The following is a 16,561-nucleotide window of genomic DNA, read 5'->3' as shown; positions in this document are numbered from 1 at the left end:
CCTGAGGGGCGACCCATGAGCGCCGAACCGCGGCCGCAATCGCCGTGGCAGGCGGCCACGATCACCCGCATCGAAAAGCGCACGCCGCGCGTCACCAGCTTCTGGTTCCGGCCGTCGCGGCCATTCGTCCATCTGGCGGGGCAGCATGTCGACATCAGGCTGACGGCGCCGGATGGCTATCAGGCGCGCCGGTCCTATTCCATCGCCTCCGCGCCGGAGGCAGGCGCGGGCATCGAGCTGGCGATCGAGCGGCTCGACGATGGCGAGGTTTCGCCTTTCTTCCACGATGTGGCGGAGGTCGGCGACGAGATCGAATTGCGCGGACCGCTTGGCGGCCACTTCATCTGGGAGGCGAGCGACGGCGGGCCGATCCTTCTGGTCGGCGGCGGCTCGGGCGTGGTGCCGCTGATGGCGATGGTGCGCCACCGCACTTTGCAAAAATCGGCCGCGCCGATCGCGCTGGTGTTTTCGGCGAGGGTCTGGGACGAGGTGATCTTCCGCGACGAGTTGATCGGTCTTGACGACCGCCGCGATGGCTTCGATCTGGTGCTGACGCTGACGCGCGAGCAGGCCAGACGGCCGGCGGATTATTCGCGCCGCATCGATGTCGCGATGGTCATGCAGGCCATCGAACGGCTGCCGAAGCCGCCTGCGCTTGCCTTCGTCTGCGGCTCGAACGCGTTCGTGTCCGCGGCCGCTCAGGCGCTGATCGATGCTGGCGTTCCGGCGGAGATCATCCGCACCGAACGCTACGGGGTGTGAACGCTCGCTCGCTGTCTCAACCAGACCAAATCGGGCTTCGCCTGCTCCAGCCGGCCATCTGGGAGCGCCTTTTTTCTGTTCGCAGCCGGCTTGGAACGGTGCCGGCAACGCTTCCGAATCGGCTCACGATCAGCCCTCGAAATGGTAAACGGTATCGAAAAGTGACTATTAGGAGGTCCTAAAATCGAACCGAACGGTTCGTTTCTGTTGACGGTGCGTGCAAGACGGGGTGAACATTGGCAGTCGGATACGTTTGGTGAGCCAAACGACGGAATGAAGTAACCAGCTGATTTAAAAGAGGAAAAATCCAATTGTAGGAACGGGTGGTACAATTTCAAGGTGTAGATTCATGGTCCAGCCGGAACAACTTCGTGATTGGAATCCAGCAGCCGGCTTACCCACATGGCGCCTGTCCGAACGACGCGATTTTCACCTCCCAAGACACGCCGCTAGACGGACGGAAAAAAGATACTGGAGTACCAAAAATGAAAAAGATTGTTCTTGCCGCCGCCCTTTTGGCCATTTCCGGCAGCGCCTTCGCTGCTAGCGACAATTACGGTTCCAACGGCGCCAACCAGCCGGCTGCCGCGGTCGACACGTCCTATACGGCTTCGACCCAGAAGTCGGAACCGGCTGCCCAGAAGCCTGCCCAGGGCGCTGACCGCAACCTGTTCGGCAACAACTAACTGCCGAACCGCGGCCATGATCCGCTGAGGGGCCATGGCCGACAGGGATGGACGGCGGGGTTGCCCGCCGCCTCCACGGAATTCAGGATATTCAGGAGTACTAAAATGAAGAAGATCGTTCTTGCCGCCGCGGCCGCCGTTCTGGCCCTGTCCAGCACCGCTTTCGCGGCCAGCGACAACTACGGCTCCAACGGCGCCGACCAGCCGGCTGCCGCGGTCGACACCACGCGCACCTCGTCGACCAGCACCGACTCGCCGGTCTACAAGCTGTTGAACTCGTCCAACGACGCGCACAAGTCGGCCCCCCAGGGCAGCGACCGCAACCTGTTCGGCCGCTAGACCGTGATGGCGTTTCGTTGAATCGCCATCCCGATCTAACTCTTTGCTGGAGCGTGATCTTTCTCCGAAAACCGGGTCCCACTTTTCGGGATCATGCTCTAACGGCCGCAAACAGTTGAATGAAAAAGAGCGGCGGGCCAGGCCCGCCGCTCTTTGTTTGCCGGGTAGCTCCTGACGGAACGAGGAAGACCTCAAGCCGCCTTCGCCTCCTCGCGCTGCAGCGTGAAGGAGTGGCCATCCGCGTCGAAGATATGTAGGTCGCCGGCGCTGGCGTTCAGCCGCAAGGTCTCGCCGCGCTTGACCTCGACATTGCCCGGCAGCTTGGCCACCAGCGGCAGGTCGGCGCGGCCGATATCGACATAGACGAGCTGCACCTCGCCGAGCTGCTCGATATAGTCGACCTTGCCTTCGAACAAGTAGTCCTGCCCGGTGGCGATCGCGAGATCCTCAGGCCGCACGCCGAAGCTCACCGCCGCGCCGTTCGTCGAAGCGGGCGTTGCGATCGGCACCGTCGCCTTGCGATCGCCGACATGGCTGACCACGGTCGGATTGCCGGCCTTCTCGATCTTCGCCGGCAGGATGTTCATGGCCGGCGAGCCGATGAACTGGGCGACGAACAGGTTGCCCGGCCGCTTGTAGAGCTCCATCGGCGTGCCGACCTGCTCGACAACGCCTTCCTTCAACACCACGATGCGGTCCGCCAGCGTCATCGCCTCGACCTGGTCGTGCGTGACGTAGATCATCGTCGTGTTCGGCATCGATTCCTTCAGCTTGGCGATCTCGATGCGAGTGGCGACCCGCAGGGCCGCGTCGAGGTTGGACAGCGGCTCGTCGAACAGGAACACCTTCGGATTGCGCACGATGGCGCGGCCGATGGCGACGCGCTGGCGCTGGCCGCCCGACATCGCCTTGGGCAGACGGTCGAGATATTTGGTGAGCTGCAGGATCTCTGCCGCCTGGCGCACGCGCTTGTCGATCTCGGCCTTGCTTTCCTTGCCGATCTTCATCGAGAAGGCCATGTTATCGTAGACCGTCATATGCGGGTAGAGCGCATAGGACTGGAACACCATGGCGATGCCCCGCTTCGACGGCGGCACGTCGTTCACCACCTCGCCATCGATCTGGAGCACGCCGGACGTGATCTCCTCCAGGCCGGCGATCGACCTCAGCAAAGTCGACTTGCCGCAGCCCGACGGCCCGACAAAGACGATGAATTCGCCCGATTTGATGTCGAGGTCGATGCCGTGGAGAATGTTGAGGTTGCCGTATGATTTCTTCACCTGGTTCAGCGTGACATCGGCCATGGTTTCCTCCTCCCAGTGATTGTCCGTTCTAAAACTCAGTCGATACGCCCGAACCAGGCGCCATAGCCGCCGAGGCGGATGGGCCCGGTGCCAGTCTGTCCCGAAAAGCCATGCCCGGGCAAGGGCTGCAGCGAGCCTTTGCCGAGATCGACCTCGGCAGGCCTGCCGCCGAGGTTGAAGACGCAGGCGATGCGCTCATTGCCTTCGCGTCGCGTGAAGGCGACGGTATCGCCGTCGCTTTCGATGAAGTCGATGTCGCCCTTGCCCATCGCCGGATGCTGGCGGCGGAAGGCGAGGAAGCGCCGGTAGTGCTCAAGCAGCGAGTTCGGATCGCCCTGCTGCACGTTCACCGCCTGCGAAAGATGCTTGCCCGGCACCGGCAGCCAGGGCTTGGCGCCGGAGAAGCCGCCATTCTTGGCCGCCGCTTCCCACACCATCGGCGTGCGGCAGCCGTCGCGGCCCTTGAATTCCGGCCAGAAACGGATGCCGTAGGGGTCCTGCAGGTCCTCGAATTTGAGTTCCGCCTCGCCGAGGCCGAGCTCCTCGCCCTGATAGATGCAGACCGAGCCGCGCAGCGACATCAGCAGCGCCGAGATCACCTTGAGGTAAGCGGTCGGGTCGGCCTCGTTGGCGGCCCAGCGTGAGGCCACCCGCATCACGTCATGATTGGAGAAAGCCCAGCAGGACCAGCCGTCGCTGGCGACCCGGCCAAAGGCCTCCAGCACCGCGCGCACCTTGGCGGCGCTGATCTTTTCCGGCGCCAGGAAGTCGAAGGAATAGCACATATGCACGCGCTTGCCGTCGGCGGTATAGGCGGCCACCACTTCCAGCCCGCGCTGCGAGTCGCCGACCTCGCCGACGGCGGCCTGCGCCGGATATTCGTCGAGCAGCGCGCGGAAACGCTCGAGAAAACCGAGGTTTTCCGGCCGGCTCTTGTCGTAGATATGGTCCTGGTAGTTGTAGGGGTTGACCGCCGGCGCCGTCTGGTCGTTGCGCTCTTCCGGCGGCAGCGGCGGATTGTCCTCCAGCCCCTGGCTGTGGAAGTAGAAATTGATGGTGTCGAGGCGAAAGCCGTCGACGCCGCGCTCCAGCCAGAAGCGGGTGATGTCGAGCAGCGCGTCCTGGACTTCTGCGTTGTGGAAGTTGAGGTCGGGCTGCTCGGCCAGGAAATTGTGCATGTAATATTGCTGGCGGCTGGTGTCCCACTGCCAGGCCGAGCCGCCGAAGATCGACAGCCAGTTGTTGGGCGGCGTGCCGTCGGGCTTGGCATCCGCCCATACATACCAGTCGGCTTTTGGATTGGCGCGGCTCGAGCGGCTTTCCTTGAACCAGGGGTGGATGTCGGCGGTATGCGACAGCACCTCGTCGATCATCACCTTGAGGCCGAGGCGATGCGCTTCCGCCACCAGCGCATCGAAATCGGCGAGCGTGCCGAACATCGGGTCGACGTCGCAATAGTCCGATACGTCGTAGCCGAAATCCTTCATCGGCGATTTGAAGAACGGCGAGATCCAGATGGCGTCGACGCCGAGCGAGGCGATGTAGGGCAACCGCCGCACAATGCCTTTCAGGTCGCCGATGCCGTCGCCATTCGAGTCCTGGTAGGAACGCGGATAGATCTGGTAGATCACCGCGCCCCGCCACCAGTCGCGGTCGACGGCGGGGTCCGGTCTCGAAGTCGCCTTCAAAGCCGATTGCATTGTCTCAACCTCCTTTCACCGAGCCGGCAAGCAGCCCGCGAACGAAATAGCGTTGCAGCGAGAAGAACACGATCAGCGGCACGATGATGGTCACGAAGGCCGATGTCGTGAGAATCTCCCAGTCGCCGCCGCGCGAGCCGAGCAGCGCGTTGAGCTTGGCCGTCAGCACGATCTGATCGGCCTCGGTACCGAGGAAAACCATCGCCACCAAGAGATCGTTCCATACCCACAGGAACTGGAAGATGGCGAAGGATGCGAGCACCGGGAAGGAGAGCGGCAGCACGATCTTGACGAAGATCTCGAAGTCGCTGGCGCCGTCGATGCGGGCCGATTCCATGATCTCGCGCGGCAGGCCGGCAATGTAGCTCCTGAGCAGATAGATGGCGAAGGGCAGGCCGAAGCCGGTATGCGCCAGCCAGATGCCGAGATAGGTCTTGGACGGCACGCCGAAGAAGCTGCCGACGCCATTGTAGAGTTTCAACAGCGGGATCAGCGACATCTGCAGCGGCACGACCAGCAGGCCGATGATGACGGCGATCAGCAGCGCCCGGCCGGGAAAGCGCATCCAGGCCAGCGCGTAAGCCGCGAAGGCCGCGATCAGGATCGGAATGACCGTCGAGGGAATGGTCACCGTCAGCGAGTTCATGAAGGAGCGGCCGATGCCTTCCGAGAACAGCACCGTCCGGTAATTGTCGGTGGTGAATTTCGGCGGCGCCGAGGAGGCAAAATAGACGCGCTGGCCGCGCTCGCCCTCGAAGGCTTTCGGCGAGGACAGGGCAAAGCTGCCGTCGGCGTTGACCTGCAGGGTGACGCCGTCGCCGAGATCGGCCGCCGTGCCGGCGGGATACTGCATCGGCGCCGACGACTTGACGCCGAAGGCGCTGATGTCGCGCTTGGCGCCGTCGCCGAAGATGTTGCCCTCGATGACGTATTTGCCGTCCTTCTGCACCTGCGCGGAGGCGGCCGGCAGCCGCCCGGCCTCGGTCTGGCTGGAGCTGGCGAAGGAATTCCACCAGCCGGACGCAATGATCTGGTCCTTGTCGCGCAGCGACGAGACGAGGATGCCGAGCGTAGGCACGGTCCAGATCGCCACGAAGACGAGCACGGCGATATGGACGCCGAAGCGGCTGGCGAAGGACTTTCCGGTCTTGGCGGTCATCTCAATGCCCTCCCGTCTCTTTGTTGGCCTGGCGGATGTTCCAGACCATGATCGGAATGACGGCGATCATGATGATGATGGCGATAGTTGCGCCGCGGCCGAAGTCGCCGCCGCCGCGGAACATCCAGTCGAACATCAGGTTCGCCAGCACCTGGCTGTTCCACTGGCCGTTGGTCATGGTCAGCACGATGTCGAACACCTTCAGCACCAGGATGGTGATGGTGGTCCACACCACGGCGATCGTGCCCCAGATCTGCGGCACCATGATCTTCCAGAAGATCTGGAACGGATTGGCGCCGTCGATGACCGCGGCTTCCAGCGTTTCCTCCGGAATGCCGCGCAGCGCCGACGACAGGATCACCATGGCAAAGCCGGTCTGGATCCAGATCAGGATGACCATCAGGAAGAAGTTGTTCCAGAAGGGCAGCGATATCCACACCTGCGGCTGGCCGCCGAAATATTGGATGATGGCGTTGAGCAGGCCGATCTGGACCTGGCCTTCGCCGCGATATTCGTAGATGAATTTCCAGATCACGCTGGCGCCGACGAAGGAGATCGCCAGCGGCAGGAAGATCAGGCTCTTGGCGATCGTGCCCCACCAGATCTTGTCGGTGAGCACGGCGATGATCAGTCCGAGGAAGGTGCAGGCCGCCGGCACCACCGCCAGCCAGACGATGTTGTTGAGGATGGAGTTGCGGAACTCGCGGTCGCCGAAGGCCCATTCGTAGTTGGCAAGCCCCACGAAGCTCGCGCCGCCGCGATCGAGGAAGGAGAGCCTGAGCGTCTCGACGACCGGATAGATCAGATAGATGGTGAGGATGATCATCGCCGGGCCGACGAACAGCCATGGCCGCACCAGACCTTGCCGGCGCAGATTGTCGACGGCGGTGCTGCCCGAGACGCCGCGCGATGGAAAGACGACGTCGAGCAGTTTGTTGGCGCCCCAGAAATAGGCGACGCAGCCGCCGACGCCGATGATGATGACGAATATGGCCGAGAAAATCTGAGCCGCCATGGGTCCCTCTCCCTGCGCATGATCGGCCAGGCAACACTGGCGATCGGATGCACCGACTTTACTTAAAGCGCGTCGCTACCTTTAAGGTTCGCTCTGCGCGCTTTAAATCTTTGTTTTGATGCATGTCGGCTCCCCAAAACCGCTGCGCACTTTTGGGCGACATGCACTATTCGGAACAATCGAGACGCGAAGGCTTCCGGCGATTGCCGCCGGTCGGATCCGGGCCGTGGCCCGGATCCAGTAGGAGGATCAGTAAGTCTGTCTTGCCGCTATGCGAGGCTTACTTGATGGCATCCCAGCTCTTCTGGATGTCGGTGGCGACGTCCTGGGCGGACTTGCCGCCGACGAGGTCGATCATGCCGGTCCAGAAGGAACCCGCGCCGATCTTGCCTGGCATCAAGTCCGAGCCGTCGAAGCGGAACGTCGAGGCGTTGGCCAGGATGTCGCCCTGCTTCTTCAGCGCCTCGCTGGCATAGGCTTCCTTGTTCACCGCCTTGTACGGCGTCACGAAGCCGCCCTGGGCCATCCAGATCTCATGCGCCAGCGGCATTTTCAGGAAGTCGATGAAGGCCCGCGCGCCTTTGGAGTCCTTGGTGATCATGACCAGCGTGCCGGCGCCGAGCACGGGCGTGCCGAGATCGGGCTTGGAAGCATAGGGCGGATAGTAGAAGAAGTCGGCGTCCTGACCGATCTTGGTGCCTTCCGGGAAGAAGGTCGGGATGAACGAAGCCTGCTTGTGCATGTAGCACTTCGGCGGCACCGAGAAGAGGCCCTTCGGGCTGTCTCGGAAGTCGGTCGCCGCGACCGCCTTGGCGCCGCCGTCGACCATCTTGTCGTCGGTGGCGATCTTGCCGAAGATGTCGATGGCGTTGACCACGGCCGGGTCGTTGAACGGGATCTCGTTCTTCACCCACTTGTCGTAGACGTCGGGCGTCTGGGTCCGCAGCATGATGTCCTCGACCCAGTCGGTCGCCGGCCAGCCGGTGGCGCCGCCGGAGCCGAGCCCGATGCACCAGGGCTTGCCGCCGTCGGCGATGATCTTCTTTTCCAAGTCGGCGAGCTCTTCCTGCGTCTTCGGCACCTTGTAGCCGGCTTCCTCGAAATTGTCCGGCGAGTACCAGACCAGCGACTTCACGTCGGCCTTGTAGGGGAAGGCGAAGAAGCCGGGCTTGCCGTCCTTGTCCTTGAAGGTGCCGAGATCGACCCAGGACTGGCCGGCGCCGTAATTGTCTTTGATCCATTTGGCGGTGTCGTCGCCGAGCGGGGTGAGCAGGCCCTTGGAAGCGAGGTCCTGGATGAGGCCGGGCTGCGGCAGCACGGCGATGTTGGGCGGGCTGCCGGCTTGGGTGTCAATGACGATCTGTTGCTCGTAATTCTCCGACGAGGAGTATTTGATCTCGGCGCCGGTGGCCTCCTGGAAGTATTCGAGCACGGTGCGCACCAGGCCCTCGTCCTCGCCGCGCCACGGCCCGAAGATGGTCAGCGTCTCGCCCTTGAGGTCGACTTTCTTGAGCTCGTCGTAGTTTGCCCAGTGGAAGCGCGGGTCCTCGCCCGGCTTGAACTTCAGTTCGGCTTGCGCCGGCAGGCTAAAGGCGAGCGCGGCGAAAGCGGCGCCCAAGAGAAGCATCTTCTTCATCGCAAATTCCTCCCAGTGGTCAAAACAGTTCGGACGAAACCTCCATCCCGTCCGCCGACGCCCGCGGAACTGTGACTCAGCGAGAAAGCAATCGCAACCTTTCGGCGAGTCTTCCAAAGCGCTTTGGCTTTTTCGATCTCGCCATTGAATTGACCGGAAGTCAAGAGGCTTGCGGTACTAATCGATTTAAATTCTCGCTCAACCGGCCGGAAAGTGCGCTGCAGCATGCTTTTTGGCGCCGCAGCAGCAATTTTTGCTTCAAACTACCTTGGGCCGCTACTAAGGTCATTCTGTCTGGCGAGATCGTCAGTCTCATCGGATCGATTCAAATTCAAAGCGCTTTGAGGCTGGAGGCCTCATGAACCTCAAGCAACTCTCACACATGCTGTCGCTTTCGCAGACCACGGTAAGCCGGGCGCTGAACGGCTACCCGGAGGTCAACGAGGAGACGCGGCGCCGCGTGATGGATGCCGCCAAGCGCCATGGCTACCGGCCCAACCCCAGCGCGCGACGGCTGGCCACCGGCAAGTCGGGCATGATCGGCTATGTGCTGCCGACCGGGGCTGCCGTCGACATCGACCCGCATTTCGTCGAATTCCTTTCCGGTCTCGGCGACTATGCCCGCTCGCACGAGCTCGATCTCGTGCTGTCGCCGGCCGACGCCGACGACCAGGAAACCACCTACCGCCGCATCGTCGCCAACCGCCAGGTCGACGCCGTCTATATCTCCTCGCCGCGCCCCGCCGACCGGCGGCTGGCACTGGTCAACACGCTGGGCATCCCTTTCATCGTCCATGGCCGCAGCGAAGGTTTCGATTTCGACTATCCTTACCTCGACATCGATAATGAGGGCGCCTTCCATGAAGCGGCAAGGCTTCTCATCCAACTCGGCCACAAGCGGTTGGCGCTGATCAACGGCGACGACCGCGAGACCTTCGCCATCCACCGTGAACGCGGCGTCCGCCGGGCGTTGGCCGCGAGCGGCCTGGCGCTTGGCGAGCGCCACATCTGCTCGCTGACCATGACCGAGGAAAACGGCTATCGCGCCGCCCGCCGGCTGCTCGAGCAAAGCGAACCGCCGACGGCGATCGTCTGCTCCAGCCTGATCATGGCGTTGGGCGTCGTGCGCGCCCTGCGCGATCTCGGCCTCGCCATCCCGGGCGACCTGTCGCTGGTCGCCCACGACGACGTCTTCCCCTGGCTGCGGCCGGAGAATTTCCCGGTGCCGCTGTCGACGACGCGCTCCTCGATCCGGCTTGCCGGCGCGCGTGTCGCCGAGCGGCTGGCGGCGCGGATATCGGGGCTCGAAGAGGGTGCTCGTGGCGAGGTCTGGCCGGTCGATCTGGTGATCAGGGGATCGGTCGGCGGCGCGCCGGGGTAGAGATCGCGGCGGCAGGCTGGCGAAGCGTGGCGCTGGTAATCTCCCCCTTGAGGGGAGATGGCCGCGAAGCGGTCAGAGGGGGTCGGTCCGACTGGGCTCGACTTTCCGCGACAGATGGAGGTCGGCATTTTACGCGCGGCGACCCCCTCTGTCGCCTTCGGCGACATCTCCCCCTCAAGGGGGGAGATTTGGCCGCTTCGGCCTATTCCTTCGCCGCTCCGGCCGCCTTGATGTCCAGCAGGCCATAGCCGAAGTCATTGTCGCGCCCCTTCGGGCCGAGATCCTTGGCGGTGGCGGCAAGCGCCTTCTCGATGTCGTCGGCCGAGCGGTCGGGCGCGGCATGGATCAGGTTGGCGATGGCGCCGGACACGATCGCGGCGGCGAAAGAGGTGCCGGTGACCACGTCGGAACCGGCGCCGCTCGGCGCCACCATTTCGACGCCTGGCGCCGAGATGAAGACATAGGCGCCGCGATTGGCCTGCGGCATCAGCCCGTCCTTGGCGTCGGTGGCGGTGACGGCGATGACGCCGTCGAAGGCGGCCGGATAGCCATAGGGCGCCTTCGGACCGTTGTTGCCGGCCGCCGCGACCAGCACCATGCCGAGCGCGCGCGCATTGCGGCAGGCGGTGCCGAGCAGGTCGTTCTTCGGGCCGACGAAGCTCATATTGATGATGCGCACATCCTGTTCTGCCGCCCAGTCGAGCGCCGACAGGATGACGTCCATGGTCGACTTGCCGCCTTCGAAGGCCCGCGCGTGATAGATCCTGGCGCCCGGCGCCATGCCTTCCAGCGCGCCGACGCCGGCGATCAGCCCGTCGACCGAGGTGCCGTGATCGCGCCTTTCGATCGGCACGTTCGGCATGGCGTCGAACTGGTCGGCGATCACGCCCTTCAGCGCTGGATTGGTGTCGTCGATGCCGGTGTCGATGACGGCGACGCGCACATTCTCGCCGCTCGCCTGTTTTGAATCGAGCGCGATACGGTCGAAGGCATAGTTCACGATGCCGGCCGCCTGCTGCAGCGAATAGATATGGTTGGGCTCGCGCCGCTGCGTACGGCCATCGGCGGCAAGCTGCGCCAGCACCACGCCGACCGGTCGTCCATCGGGAATGCCGTAGCGCACCAGCGTTGTGCCGAGCAGCCGCGACTGGCGCTGCGAGCGCACCTGCAGGCCGAAGGAATTGGCTATCTGCTGCACCGCGCCGGCATCGCCGGCGACCGTCACCAGCACCTCGTCGGGCACGAATTCGCCGCTGACCGCGCGAGGAGGCGCGGCGACATTGAGCCCGGTGGGCGGCGTGACAGGTCCGCTCGGCGTGGGAGCCGGTGTCGGCGTGTTGGCGGGGCCGGTGGTCGGCGGCGTCCCATTCGGGGGACTGGGTGCTGGCGTTGCTGGACCGGCCGGCGGGTTCGGGAACAGGTCGACGATCAGCGCCGGCAGGAACACCGCGCCGCCGGTCGTCGTGCCCGCGCCAGGCTTGCCGCCATCGTTTCTGCCGCCGCCGTCCTTATCGCAATCGGCGCCGGCCGCCGTCTTGCCATTGAGGCAGTCAATCTGCTTCTGCGAAAGATTCGGGTCATTGGTTTGCGCAAGGGCAGGCGCCGCGGCAAATGCCGCCGCCGCGAGGATTGCCGCATGCAGAATGACCGCCTTAGCCGCCATCGGCCGGTTTCCTTCCCTGCACCACAGCCTCCGCGAAAGGCTGGGCGGCAATAAGGCCGACGAGCTTGTCGTAATCGGCCGCCGCGGTCGCCGGGATTGTCACGTGGAACACCCCATCGGCGGTCGGCCCGCCGGCGATCTTCAGCCCGTTCTGGCCGAGGAAGGCGGCGATGTCCGACATCTTGGCGTCCGGCTTGAACTTCACCAAGGCAAAGGGCAGCTTCGCGAGATCGTCCTGCTGACCGGCCACCTCGAAGTCATTGCCCTTGCCGCCCGGCTGCTCGAAGGATTGCACCACGACCAGCGCAAGCAGCGCCGCGGCCGCCGCCCAGGCGACGCCGGCGGGCATCGCCGTGACCCGGCCGAAGACCTTCGCCAGCCATGATTGGCCGGCAGGCGCGCGCACCGGGCCGGCCTCGGCGTCGAGCGCCCTGGCAAAGCGGGAGAGCGCATCGGCCGGCGGGCGGATCGCCTCGTTGGCGGCGGCGGTGCCGGAGAATTCGGCCTCCGCCTCGCCAAGGGCTGCCATCGCCGCCGGATCGGAGGCCAGCCATTCCTCGACCGCCTCCAGCTCGGCGCCTTCCAGCGAACCGTTCAGGTAGAACGGCAGCAGCGTCTCCATCTCGTCGCGGCGCGACATCTTTTCAGCGGCGCTCATGGCCACCCCCTGTCGTAACCGGCGGCCTTGAGGGCCTCGCCGAGTTTCTTGCGGGCGTAGAACATCCTGGTCTTGACGGTCGCGACCGGGATATTGAGCACCTCGCCGATCTCGGTCACCGACTGGCCATGGTAATAGGCAAGGTCGATCACCGTGCGGTGTTCTTCCGGCAAGGCATCGACGAAGCGGCGCAAGGCGGCGGCCTTGTCCTCCTTCATGGTGACGACTTCCGGCGTGTCGGCGCTGTCGGGAACCTGCGCCGCGTCGTCGTCGTCGATCCAGTCTTCCTTCTTCTTGCGCAGCGACGACAGCGCCTTGAAGCGGGCGATGCCGAGCAGCCACGTCGAGACTTCGGACCGGCCTTCGAAGCCCGGCGCCTGGCGCCACAGCTCGAGAAAGACCTCGTTGGTGATATCGTCGGCCATCATTTCCGATCCCGTCTGGCGCGCCACGAAGCGGTAGATCCGCGCGTGGTGACGCATGAACAGGAGCCGCACGGCGGCCCGGTCGCCCTTCGCGACCCGGTCTACAAGCGCGCGATCGGTTTCTGTCGCCGCATTCATGGCCGGTCGAGCCGCCTGGCTCCTCGTGGCTTTGTCGCTGATCGGTCCAAAAAGGTTCATCCTCCGCCAAGGAATTCGGAAGCTAGCCGAAGAAAGGAAGCGTTGCCAGAGGGCTGGGTCTTCCCCTTCCCCCCTTGTGGGGGAAGGTGGATCGGCGCGCAGCGCCGAGACGGATGAGGGGTGTTCCAGCGGAGTGAGACGTTGGTGGTCCCTGGAACACCCCTCATCCGTCGCCTTCGGCGACACCTTCTCCCACAGGGGGAGAAGGGGAGCTAAACCAAGAACACCTTCGCCTTCATCGTCGCCGGTGTCTGCACGCCGAGCCGGCTCAGCACCGTCGGCGCGAGCTGCAACTGGTCGAGCAGCGTGCCGGCCTCGGGACCCTTTGCCGGGCCGAAATAATAGAGCGCGAAATCCTGCATCTCGTCATCATGCCCGCCGTGATGGCCGCGGTTCGTCTGGCCGTGGTCGGCGGTGACGATCACTTCGTAGCCGACTTCGCGCCAGCCGGGCAGGAAGGCGGCGAGCATGCCGTCCATCGCGTAGCAGGCATGGTCCATCTCGTGGCAGTCGTGGCCGAAGCGGTGGCCCATCGAGTCCAGCGTGCAGGTGTGCAGAATGCCGTAGTCGATGCCGTGGCGGCGGGTCAGCATGGTCAGCGTCGCGAACAGGTCGACATCGCTCGGCGTCATCTGGTTTTTGAGATTGTAGCCGGTCATGGTGTGGAAGCGGCCATGTGTGATCGGCCCGCCGGGCTCGTCGAACTCCATGTCTTCCACGAGATCGAACGGATGGGAGCGGAAGAATTCCGACCAGTAGGAATGGGTCACCGCGCCGGTCTTGCCGCCGGCCATGCTGACCTCCGAGAAGATATCCGGCTGCGTGACGCGGAACCGGTTCTCGTTCGACAGGATGCCATGCACCTGCGGCGCGACCCCGGTGTGGATCGAGGCATAGCAGCAGGCCGAGGTCGACGGCAGCACTGAGCGCATCTTCCACACTTGCGCCTCGCCTGACTGCGCCCAGCCTTCGAGATTGCCCATCAGCCGGCGCCAGTTCCGGTAGGGCACGCCGTCGAGGATGATGAGCAGCAATTTGGATTTGAGCGCCACGGGCGGGCTCCACGCAGTCTTGCCGGAGGGATCAGAATCGAGGGCTTGGCCGGTCCGGCCAAGCCCCAGAAGCGCGGAAAAGAGGAAAAGAGCTCAGTTGCCGGCGCTCTCCATGCGCCGGCCGGCGATGGCCTTCTCCAGCCAGCCGATCTCCATTTCGGGAACGGAGGACAGCAGAAGGTCGGTGTAGGCGTCGAAGGGCGGTGTCAGCACCTTGCTCTTGGAGCCGTAGCGGACCACCTCGCCGCGATACATGACCGCGATCGAATCGGCGATCGACTTCACCGTCGCGAGGTCGTGGGTAATGAAGAGGTAAGCCACTTTCTCGACCTGCTGCAGATTGAGCAGGAGCTCGAGGATGCCGTGCGCGACCAGCGGGTCGAGCGCCGACGTCACCTCGTCGCAGATGATCAGCTTAGGCTTGGCGGCGAGCGAGCGGGCGATGCAGACGCGCTGCTTCTGGCCGCCGGAAAGCTCGGCCGGATAGCGGTCGATGAAGCCCTTGCCCATCTCGATCTCGTCGAGCAGCTCGGCAACGCGCTTGTCGCGCTCGCGGCCCTTCATGCCGAAATAGAATTCCAGCGGCCGGCCGATGATCGTGCCCACCGTCTGGCGCGGGTTCATTGCCACGTCGGCCATCTGGTAGATCATCTGCAGCTGGCGCAGGTCCTCCTTCGGCCTGTCCGAAAGCCTGTTGCCGAGTGTGCGGCCGTCGAAGACGACGTTGCCCTGCTCGGGCGGCAGCAGGCCGGTGATCGCTCGCGCCAGCGTCGACTTGCCGGAGCCGGATTCCCCGACGACGGCCAAGGTCTGGCCCGGATAGATGTCGACCGACACGTTCTTCAGCACCTTGACGTGGCCGCCGCCATAGGCTGCCGTCACGTTCTTCACCGACAGCACCGGCGCTGTGCCGGGCTGTTGCTCCTGGTGCTCGATCTCATGCACGGAGACGAGTGCGTTGGTGTATTCCTGGCGCGGCTCCTTGATGATCTGGCGGGTGCCGCCCCATTCGACCAGCCGGCCGTGGCGCAGCACCATGATCTCGTCCGACACCTGGGCGACGACGGCGAGGTCGTGGGTGATGTATAAAGCTGCCACATGGGTGTCGCGGATGGCGTCCTTGATCGCCGACAGCACGTCGATCTGCGTCGTCACGTCGAGCGCCGTGGTCGGCTCGTCGAAGACGATCAGGTCAGGCTCGGAGCAGAGCGCCATGGCCGTCATCACGCGCTGCAACTGTCCGCCGGACACCTGATGCGGGAAGCGCTGGCCGATCGTCTCAGGGTTGGGCAGGCTGAGCTTCTTGAACAGGGCGACGGCGCGTTTCTCGGCCTCGGCCCGGGTTGCGGTGCCATGCAGGAGCGAGGCCTCCACCACCTGGTCCATCAGCCGGTGCGCCGGATTGAAGGCCGCCGCCGCCGACTGGGCGACATAGCAGACTTCGCGGCCGCGCAGCCTGCGGAAACCCTCCTTGCCTCCCTTCAGGATGTCGCGACCGTTGAGGATGACCTCGCCGCCGGTGATGCGCACGCCGCCGCGGCCATAGCCCATCGAAGACAGGCCGATGGTCGACTTGCCGGCGCCGGATTCGCCGATCAGCCCGAGCACCTTGCCCTTTTCCAGCGTCAGCGAGACGTCGTGGACAAGCGTGATCGTCTTCGGCGCTTCGCCGGGCGGGTAGACCGTCGCTTCGATGCGCAGGTTGCGGATGTCGAGGAGGGGGGTGGACTTTGCCTTGCCGTCAGCCATCAGCCGCGTCCTCCCTTCAGGCTTGTCGTGCGGTTGAGCACCCAGTCGGCGACGAGATTGACCGAGATCGCCAATGCTGCGATCGCCGCAGCCGGGATGAGCGCCGCCGGAATCCCGAAGACGATGCCGTCCTTGTTCTCCTTCACCATGCCGCCCCAGTCGGCATCCGGCGGCTGCACGCCGAGGCCGAGGAACGACAAGGTCGACAGGAATAGCACGGCATAGATGAAGCGCAGGCCGAGTTCGGAGACCAGCGGCGACAGCGCGTTGGGCAGGATCTCGCGGAAGATGATCCAGCCACTGCCTTCGCCGCGCAGTTTGGCGGCCTCGACATAGTCCATGACGTTGATGTCGACGGCGACCGCGCGCGACAGGCGATAGACGCGAGTCGAATCGAGGATGCCCATGACCAGGATCAGCGTCACTAGGTTGGAAGGCAGCACCGACAGCACGACGAGACCCATGATCAGCGTCGGGATCGACATCAAGAGGTCGACGAGACGCGACAGGATCGTGTCGTACCAGCCGCCGAACACCGCCGCCGAGAAGCCGAGGATGGCGCCGAGCGAGAAGGATAGCGCCGTCGCCAGCACCGCGATGAACAGCGTTATGCGGGCGCCGTAGATCATGCGGGACAACAGATCGCGACCGAGATTGTCGGTGCCCAGCCAGTGCACTGATGACATCGGTTCCCAAGGGACGTCGCTGACGATCTCGGCATTGCCGTGCGGGGCGATCCATGGTGCGAAGACCGCCGCCAGCACGAAGAGCGTCGTCAGCACAATGCCGATCAGCGCCGCTATGGGGATGCGTCTGATATCGAGCATATCGGCC

General features: G+C 64.3%; 16 protein-coding genes. 5 read left to right on the top strand and 11 right to left on the bottom strand.

All coding sequences use genetic code 11. The features are described 5' to 3' along the window. Positions 1-15: 15 nt before the first annotated feature. The 3 genes from EJ071_RS02405 (at position 16) to EJ071_RS02395 (ending at position 1,787) form a co-directional block, all read left to right on the top strand. The gene (locus tag EJ071_RS02405; protein ID WP_126096655.1) at positions 16-762 is read left to right on the top strand and encodes a ferredoxin reductase; all 747 of its coding nucleotides are present in this window, start codon (positions 16-18) and stop codon (positions 760-762) included. A 485-nt stretch (positions 763-1,247) separates the two neighbouring features. After that, positions 1,248-1,448 (top strand): DUF680 domain-containing protein, encoded by a 201-nt coding sequence (locus tag EJ071_RS02400; protein ID WP_126096654.1) that lies wholly within the window; start codon positions 1,248-1,250, stop codon positions 1,446-1,448. A gap of 105 nt (positions 1,449-1,553) precedes the next feature. After that, complete coding sequence (locus EJ071_RS02395) at positions 1,554-1,787, top strand: DUF680 domain-containing protein (protein WP_126096653.1); 234 nt, start codon at positions 1,554-1,556, stop codon at positions 1,785-1,787. Between the two features lie 191 nt (positions 1,788-1,978). On the opposite strand, the gene ugpC is transcribed toward EJ071_RS02395, so the two are convergent. From ugpC to EJ071_RS02370, 5 genes are all read right to left on the bottom strand, one after another. Beyond that, positions 1,979-3,091 carry a sn-glycerol-3-phosphate ABC transporter ATP-binding protein UgpC gene (gene ugpC, locus EJ071_RS02390; protein ID WP_126096652.1) on the bottom strand — a complete coding sequence of 371 codons (1,113 nt, stop codon included), beginning with the start codon at positions 3,089-3,091 and terminating at the stop codon, positions 1,979-1,981. A gap of 35 nt (positions 3,092-3,126) precedes the next feature. After that, positions 3,127-4,791, bottom strand: a complete 1,665-nt coding sequence (locus EJ071_RS02385; RefSeq protein ID WP_126096651.1) for an alpha-glucosidase — start codon at positions 4,789-4,791, stop codon at positions 3,127-3,129. Between the two features lie 4 nt (positions 4,792-4,795). Further along, a complete protein-coding gene (locus EJ071_RS02380) occupies positions 4,796-5,950 on the bottom strand; it encodes a carbohydrate ABC transporter permease (RefSeq protein ID WP_126096650.1) in 1,155 nt (384 codons plus the stop codon). A gap of 1 nt (position 5,951) precedes the next feature. Next, positions 5,952-6,965 carry a sugar ABC transporter permease gene (locus EJ071_RS02375; RefSeq protein ID WP_126096649.1) on the bottom strand — a complete coding sequence of 338 codons (1,014 nt, stop codon included), beginning with the start codon at positions 6,963-6,965 and terminating at the stop codon, positions 5,952-5,954. Positions 6,966-7,245: 280 nt separating this feature from the next. After that, positions 7,246-8,601, bottom strand: coding sequence for an ABC transporter substrate-binding protein (locus EJ071_RS02370; RefSeq protein WP_126096648.1), 1,356 nt, complete (start codon positions 8,599-8,601; stop codon positions 7,246-7,248). 71 nt (positions 8,602-8,672) lie between these two features. On the opposite strand from EJ071_RS02370, the gene EJ071_RS02365 reads away from it, so the two are divergent. Both EJ071_RS02365 and EJ071_RS02360 read left to right on the top strand, forming a co-directional pair. Beyond that, a complete protein-coding gene (locus EJ071_RS02365) occupies positions 8,673-8,963 on the top strand; it encodes a hypothetical protein (RefSeq protein WP_126096647.1) in 291 nt (96 codons plus the stop codon). Continuing rightward, positions 8,960-9,982: a substrate-binding domain-containing protein gene (locus tag EJ071_RS02360; protein ID WP_126096646.1), complete on the top strand. Its 1,023-nt coding sequence runs from the start codon at positions 8,960-8,962 to the stop codon at positions 9,980-9,982. The genes EJ071_RS02365 and EJ071_RS02360 overlap by 4 nt, the downstream gene beginning before the upstream one ends. Before the next feature lie 202 nt (positions 9,983-10,184). Here EJ071_RS02360 and EJ071_RS02355 read toward each other — a convergent pair whose 3' ends face one another. From EJ071_RS02355 to EJ071_RS02330, 6 genes are all read right to left on the bottom strand, one after another. Further along, positions 10,185-11,645, bottom strand: coding sequence for a S8 family serine peptidase (locus tag EJ071_RS02355; protein ID WP_126096645.1), 1,461 nt, complete (start codon positions 11,643-11,645; stop codon positions 10,185-10,187). Further along, entirely contained in the window at positions 11,635-12,303 is a 669-nt protein-coding gene (locus tag EJ071_RS02350) for an anti-sigma factor (RefSeq protein ID WP_126096644.1), read from the bottom strand. Before EJ071_RS02350 ends, EJ071_RS02355 begins: the two co-directional genes overlap by 11 nt. Continuing rightward, the gene (locus tag EJ071_RS02345) at positions 12,300-12,866 is read right to left on the bottom strand and encodes a sigma-70 family RNA polymerase sigma factor (protein WP_126096643.1); all 567 of its coding nucleotides are present in this window, start codon (positions 12,864-12,866) and stop codon (positions 12,300-12,302) included. The genes EJ071_RS02350 and EJ071_RS02345 overlap by 4 nt, the downstream gene beginning before the upstream one ends. Positions 12,867-13,138: 272 nt before the next feature. Beyond that, positions 13,139-13,978 carry an alkaline phosphatase family protein gene (locus EJ071_RS02340; protein WP_126096642.1) on the bottom strand — a complete coding sequence of 280 codons (840 nt, stop codon included), beginning with the start codon at positions 13,976-13,978 and terminating at the stop codon, positions 13,139-13,141. A 93-nt stretch (positions 13,979-14,071) separates the two neighbouring features. Beyond that, positions 14,072-15,727, bottom strand: coding sequence for an ABC transporter ATP-binding protein (locus EJ071_RS02335; RefSeq protein WP_126096641.1), 1,656 nt, complete (start codon positions 15,725-15,727; stop codon positions 14,072-14,074). Further along, positions 15,727-16,554, bottom strand: a complete 828-nt coding sequence (locus EJ071_RS02330) for an ABC transporter permease (protein WP_126096640.1) — start codon at positions 16,552-16,554, stop codon at positions 15,727-15,729. The genes EJ071_RS02335 and EJ071_RS02330 overlap by 1 nt, the downstream gene beginning before the upstream one ends. Positions 16,555-16,561 lie beyond the last annotated feature (7 nt).

Origin of the sequence: Mesorhizobium sp. M1B.F.Ca.ET.045.04.1.1, assembly GCF_003952465.1 — a bacterium.
GTDB lineage: Bacteria > Pseudomonadota > Alphaproteobacteria > Rhizobiales > Rhizobiaceae > Mesorhizobium > Mesorhizobium shonense.
Note: the sequence above shows the minus strand (reverse complement) of the source record. Positions and strands in the feature narration are given on the sequence as shown.

Coding starts and splice junctions, on each gene's coding strand:
- EJ071_RS02405 (WP_126096655.1), top strand. CDS start 16: ATGAGCGCCGAACCGCGGCCGCAATCGCCGTGGCAGGCGGCCACGATC.
- EJ071_RS02400 (WP_126096654.1), top strand. CDS start 1,248: ATGAAAAAGATTGTTCTTGCCGCCGCCCTTTTGGCCATTTCCGGCAGC.
- EJ071_RS02395 (WP_126096653.1), top strand. CDS start 1,554: ATGAAGAAGATCGTTCTTGCCGCCGCGGCCGCCGTTCTGGCCCTGTCC.
- ugpC (WP_126096652.1), bottom strand. CDS start 3,091: ATGGCCGATGTCACGCTGAACCAGGTGAAGAAATCATACGGCAACCTC.
- EJ071_RS02385 (WP_126096651.1), bottom strand. CDS start 4,791: ATGCAATCGGCTTTGAAGGCGACTTCGAGACCGGACCCCGCCGTCGAC.
- EJ071_RS02380 (WP_126096650.1), bottom strand. CDS start 5,950: ATGACCGCCAAGACCGGAAAGTCCTTCGCCAGCCGCTTCGGCGTCCAT.
- EJ071_RS02375 (WP_126096649.1), bottom strand. CDS start 6,965: ATGGCGGCTCAGATTTTCTCGGCCATATTCGTCATCATCATCGGCGTC.
- EJ071_RS02370 (WP_126096648.1), bottom strand. CDS start 8,601: ATGAAGAAGATGCTTCTCTTGGGCGCCGCTTTCGCCGCGCTCGCCTTT.
- EJ071_RS02360 (WP_126096646.1), top strand. CDS start 8,960: ATGAACCTCAAGCAACTCTCACACATGCTGTCGCTTTCGCAGACCACG.
- EJ071_RS02355 (WP_126096645.1), bottom strand. CDS start 11,645: ATGGCGGCTAAGGCGGTCATTCTGCATGCGGCAATCCTCGCGGCGGCG.
- EJ071_RS02350 (WP_126096644.1), bottom strand. CDS start 12,303: ATGAGCGCCGCTGAAAAGATGTCGCGCCGCGACGAGATGGAGACGCTG.
- EJ071_RS02345 (WP_126096643.1), bottom strand. CDS start 12,866: ATGAATGCGGCGACAGAAACCGATCGCGCGCTTGTAGACCGGGTCGCG.
- EJ071_RS02335 (WP_126096641.1), bottom strand. CDS start 15,727: ATGGCTGACGGCAAGGCAAAGTCCACCCCCCTCCTCGACATCCGCAAC.
- EJ071_RS02330 (WP_126096640.1), bottom strand. CDS start 16,554: ATGCTCGATATCAGACGCATCCCCATAGCGGCGCTGATCGGCATTGTG.